The 4962-nt window shown below is 76.8% G+C and carries 4 protein-coding genes and 1 tRNA gene; all 5 read right to left on the minus strand.

The window, feature by feature from the left end; all coding sequences use genetic code 11:
• The coding region (gene selB / locus EFE23_RS27415; protein WP_123243764.1) for a selenocysteine-specific translation elongation factor at positions 1-994 on the minus strand (994 nt) is incomplete at its 3' end.
• A gap of 2 nt (positions 995-996) precedes the next feature.
• Positions 997-2289, minus strand: a complete 1293-nt coding sequence (selA, locus tag EFE23_RS27420; RefSeq protein ID WP_123243765.1) for an L-seryl-tRNA(Sec) selenium transferase — start codon at positions 2287-2289, stop codon at positions 997-999.
• Between the two features lie 51 nt (positions 2290-2340).
• Positions 2341-2436 (minus strand) — tRNA-Sec (locus tag EFE23_RS28345).
• A gap of 60 nt (positions 2437-2496) precedes the next feature.
• Positions 2497-3747 (minus strand): L-lactate MFS transporter, encoded by a 1251-nt coding sequence (locus EFE23_RS27425; RefSeq protein WP_199737268.1) that lies wholly within the window; start codon positions 3745-3747, stop codon positions 2497-2499.
• 78 nt (positions 3748-3825) lie between these two features.
• On the minus strand, positions 3826-4962 hold a 1137-nt coding region (nrfD, locus tag EFE23_RS27430; protein WP_373684056.1), incomplete at its 5' end, for an NrfD/PsrC family molybdoenzyme membrane anchor subunit.

Raw genomic sequence — 4962 nt, forward strand, 5'->3', positions numbered from 1 at the left:
CGGCCACGTGGTGCCGGCCGGGGTCGCGCAGCAGGGCCCGGTCGCCGATCAGCAGCGGCAGCGGGCGGGCCAGCCGCAGCCGGACGGTGTCCGGGCCGAGCGGGCGGACGCGTACGGGCACGGCGGCGGAGCCCACGTGCAGGGTGAGGGTGGCCGGCAGGTCGGTCGCCGGGTCCCCGGCGAGCCGCGCGTCGAGCAGGTCGGTCGGCCGGAACCGTCCCGGGCTGAGCAGGGCGTCGCCGCGGGCCACCCGGTCCCGGGACACCCCGCGCAGGTTCACCGCGACCCGGGCCACGGCGTCGACCCCGGTCCGGGCGATGTTCAGCGAGTGCAGGCCCCGGACCCGGACCGGTTCCCCGGTGGCGGCCAGTTCGAGCTGGTCACCGACGCGCAGCCGGCCGCCGCCGAGGGTGCCGGTGACCACGGTGCCGCTGCCCCGGATGGTGAACGACCGGTCCACCCACAGCCGTACCGGGGCGTCGTACGCCGGGTCGGGCAGCCGGGCGACGAGCCGGTCCAGGGCCGCGCGCAGCTCCGGCAGGCCGGCGCCGGTGACCGCGCTGACCGGCACCGCCTCCACCTCGCCCAGCGCGGTCGCGGCGATCTCCTTGCGTGCCCGGGCCAGCGCCGGCCCCGGGTCGGCCAGGTCCGCGCGGGTCACCGCGAGCAGGCCGTACGAGACGCCGAGCGCGTCCAGGGCGGCCAGGTGTTCGGCGGACTGCGGCATCCAACCCTCGTCGGCGCCGACCACGATCAGCGCCGCCGGCACGGGCCCGACTCCGGCGAGCATGTTCGGCACGAACCGCTCGTGGCCGGGCACGTCGACGAAGGCGACGGTGCCACCGGCGGGCAGGGTGGTCCAGGCGAAGCCGAGGTCGATGGTCATGCCCCGGCGGCGTTCCTCCGCCCAGCGGTCGGGTTCCATCCCGGTCAGCGCCCGGACCAGGGTGGACTTGCCGTGGTCGACGTGCCCGGCGGTGGCGACGACGTACACGGTCAGCCACCCACCCGCAGCACCGCCGCGCGGACGGCCTCGTCGGCGTCGGCCGGCACGCAGCGCAGGTCGAGCAGGAGCCGGCCGTGCAGCACCCGGCCGAGGACCGGCGGTTCGCCGGTGCGCAGCGGCTCGGCGTACCGCTCGGGCAGGCTCAGCGCCCACGAGTCGAGTTCCACCCCGGGCGCGCCGCCCCCGCCGACGACGGCGACGCTGGGCACCACCTCGACCTTGACGCCGTCCGCGCCGAGCCGGTCGCGCAGCCGTTCGGTGCGGGCGCGCAGCGCGGCCGGGTCGGCGTGCAGCGCCCGGCGGGTGGGGGTGACCGGGCCGTGCAGGGTGGCGGCGAGCGCGGCGAGGGTGAGCTTGTCGACCCGGAGCGCCCGGGCCAGGGGATGCCGGCGCAGCCGCTCGACCAGCTCGGCCGCGCCGAGCAGCAGCCCGGCCTGCGGGCCGCCGAGCAGCTTGTCGCCGCTGGCGGTGACCAGGTGCGCGCCGGCGCGCAGGGTGGAGGCGGCGTCCGGTTCGTCGGGCAGCAGCGGGTCGGGGGCGAGCAGCCCGGAGCCGATGTCGGCGACCACCGGCACGCCCAGGGTCGCCAGCTCCCGGACCGGCACGGCGGAGGTGAAGCCGCTGACCCGGAAGTTCGACGGGTGGACCTTGAGCACGAAGCCGGTCCGTGGGCCGATGGCGGCGGCGTAGTCGGCGCGGGTGGTGCGGTTGGTGGTGCCGACCTCGCGCAGCCGCGCGCCGGTGCTCTGCAACAGGTCGGGCAGGCGGAACCCGTCGCCGATCTCGACCAGCTCGCCGCGGCTGACCACGATCTCGCGGTCGGCGGCGAGGGCGGTGGCGGCGAGCACCAGGGCGGCCGCCCCGTTGTTGACCACGTGCACGCCGGCCGCGTCGGGCACGGCGGCGGCGAGCGCGTCGAGGGCCTCCCGGCCGCGCCGGGCCCGCCGGCCGGTCCGCAGGTCCAGCTCCACATCGGTGTGCCCGGCGGCGGCCACGAGGGCGTCGACGGCGGCGGCGGAGAGCGGGGCCCGGCCGAGGTTGGTGTGCAGCACCACGCCGGTGGCGTTGAGCACCGCCCGGGGCGCCGGGGCGGGCAGCTCGGCCAGCGCGGCCGCGCGCACCTCCTCGGGGGTGATCTCGCCGCGGCGGGCCCGCTGCTGGGCGCGGACGATGGCAGCCTTCACCCGCTCGCGGCCGAGCGTGCCGACGGCGTCGGCCAGCCCTGGGTCGGCGAGCAGCGCGTCGGTACGCGGCACCCGCCGCCGCGGGTCGGCGTCACGCATCGGGTCAGTCCCCCCGGCCTGCCTCGCGAGAGGCGGAACCCCGTGGTTGCTTGGCGGAGACGGACGGGAATCGAACCCGCCTGGCCCGGGTCCCGGACCACACCGGTTTTGAAGACCGGGAGGGGCACCAGCCGCCTGAACGCCTCCAACCAGCACTTAACCACATGCGATCTCCCGCCGCCCGGCGAGGGCCGCGGACGCACCGGATCAGGGGCCGGGGGTCTGGAAGTGGGGTCGCGGCTTGCCGGGCGCGGTGGGCAGCCGGGTGATCGGCGGCAGCACCAGCGCGACGAAGGCGAGGATGCCGATCACCGTGAACGGCAGCGTGTAGCTCTTGCCGCTGGCGTCGTAGAGCAGCGCGGTGACCAGCGGGCCCACCACGCCTCCGATGCTCCAGGCCACGATCATCGCCCCGTAGATCGCGCCGGCGTTCGGGGTGCCGAAGTAGTCGGCGGCGGTCGCCGGCATGGTGCCGAAGCCGCCGCCGTAGGCGAGGTAGACCAGCGCGGCGAGCACGGCGAAGAGCCAGAAGGCGGCGGCGTGCGGCAGGATCAGGAAGCAGACCCCCTGCAGCGCGAGCATGCCGAGGAACGCCGGCATCCGGCCGATCCGGTCGGACAGCCACGCCCAGGCCACCCGCCCGCCCCCGTTGAACAGGCCGAGGACGCCGACCAGGCCGGCGGCGGTGGCGGCGCTCACCCCGACGACCGCCTGGGCCGCGTCCGCGGCCTGCGAGATCAGCGCGATGCCGCAGGTCACGTTGAGGGTGAGGATGAGCGTGAGCAGATACCACTGCCGGGTGCGCAGGGCCTCGCCGAAGGTGTAGGCCCGGGTGCCGGCGACGGCCCGGCCGCCGACCGCCGGGGTGAAGCCCGGCACCCGGTACCCGGCGGGCGGGTCGCGGAAGAACGACGCTCCCAGCAGGACCGCGACCAGGTAGGCGATACCCAGGGGCAGGAAGACGCTGGTCTTGTGGTCGGTGCCGGCCAGCAGCGCCTTGGCCACCGGTGCGGTGATCACGGCGCCGAAGCCGAAGCCGGCCACGGCGATGCCGGTGATCAGCCCCCGCTTGTCGGGGAACCACTTGCTGAGCATGGCGATCGGGGTGATGTAGGCGGCGCCGAGCCCGATGCCGCCCAGCACCCCGTAGGTGAGCAGCAGCAGCCACAGCTGGTCGCTCGAGGACACCAGCGAGGCCAGCATGGTGCCGACGGCGTACAGGATCCCGCCGCCGAGGGCGACCGGGCGCGGTCCGCGGCGGTCCTGGATCCGCCCGCCCACCAGGCTGCCGATGAAGATGGTCCCGATCGCCACCTCGAACGGCAGCACCACCTCGGCCTTGCTCCAGCCGAACTCGGCCTGCAACGGCTTGTTGAACACGCTCCACGCGTACACCGCGCCGAGCGCGAGCTGGACGAGCACGGCCGCCAGCACGAGGCCCCACCGGCCTCGTGTCACTGGTCGACCATCCCGCGAACCCGCGCTTGTTGTGGCCATGAGCGGTACCCCCGTATCGGCTCATGGGCCCGGCGCCCGCTACCTGCCTGCCCCCGGATTCGGACCGGCGCCCGGCCCGCTGACGTCTGATGTCCCCTGCTCCCGCCGCTGCGCGCGGTCCAGCTGCGGGACCACCGTGTACTTCGGGTCCCGCGCCGAGGCGACCCCGCCGTGGAAGATGCCGAACCGGGTGCAGACCGAGGCGGCCAGCAGGGCGCCGCCGGAGAGCGCGGCGAGCACCCGGCTGCGGCGGCCGAGCAGCGCGCCGGCGACGCCGGCGGCGGTCAGCGCCCGGCCCGCCCGCAGCAGCCGGCCGGCGGTGCCGATGGTGTAGGGCTCGCTGAGCAGGCCGAGCCGGTTCTCCACCCGGTGCGAGCCCCACAGTTCCAGGGCCGCGCCGGCGACGGCGAGCCGCCGCGCCGGGCCGGCCTGCGCGGTCGGCGCGGCGATCAGCCCCACGCCGGCGCCGCTGGCCAGGGCGCTGCCCGCGAAGATGGTCGGCAGCTCCGGGTACGCCTCGTGCCAGGACGGCACCGCGGTGTCGGCGAGCAGCACCCCGGTGTACGTGGCCAGCGCCGGCGCGGTGGCCGCGGCGATCAGCCCGGCGGCCTGCCCGGCCGGGGGCAGCAGCCGGCGGCCGACGCCGAGCAGCCCGCGCTCGGGCAGCCGGGGCGCGGCCTCGGCGACCGCGGCGACGCCGGCGGCCGGGCCGAAGACGGTCAGGATCCAGGTGCCCATGCTCATCGGGGAGGTCGGCTTCGCCACCCGCAGCATGTGATGGAACCGGCTGGGCTTGCCGAGGTCGTTGACGAGGAAGTACGCGCTGGCGCCGACCGCCGCCAGGGAGGTGACCCGGCCGGCTCGGCGTAGCGCCGGGCGCCCGGTGAGCTGCCCGCCCGCGGCCAGCAGCGACGACCCGGCGGCGAGGCCGCCGGTGAACAGGTACGCGGCGATGTCCCACCGCCAGACCGGGGCCTTGAGGACGGGCCGCCCGTAGTACGAGGTGAACTCGGCCGGCGGCACGTTCAGCTGTTCCCCGCCCCCGCCCCTGCCGCGTCGGCGTCGGGGCGGTGCGGCGGGCGCCACGTCCCGCGGCGGGTACGGGGCGAGCCCGCTGTCCTGGGCGCCCCGGTCGGTGCGGGCCACGCCCGCGCCGCTGCCCGTGGCGGAGGCCCT

It is taken from the genome of Micromonospora solifontis, from assembly GCF_003725545.1.
In the GTDB taxonomy this organism is placed as follows: Bacteria; Actinomycetota; Actinomycetes; order Mycobacteriales; family Micromonosporaceae; genus Micromonospora; species Micromonospora solifontis.

Coding starts and splice junctions, on each gene's coding strand:
- selA (WP_123243765.1), bottom strand. CDS start 2,289: ATGCGTGACGCCGACCCGCGGCGGCGGGTGCCGCGTACCGACGCGCTG.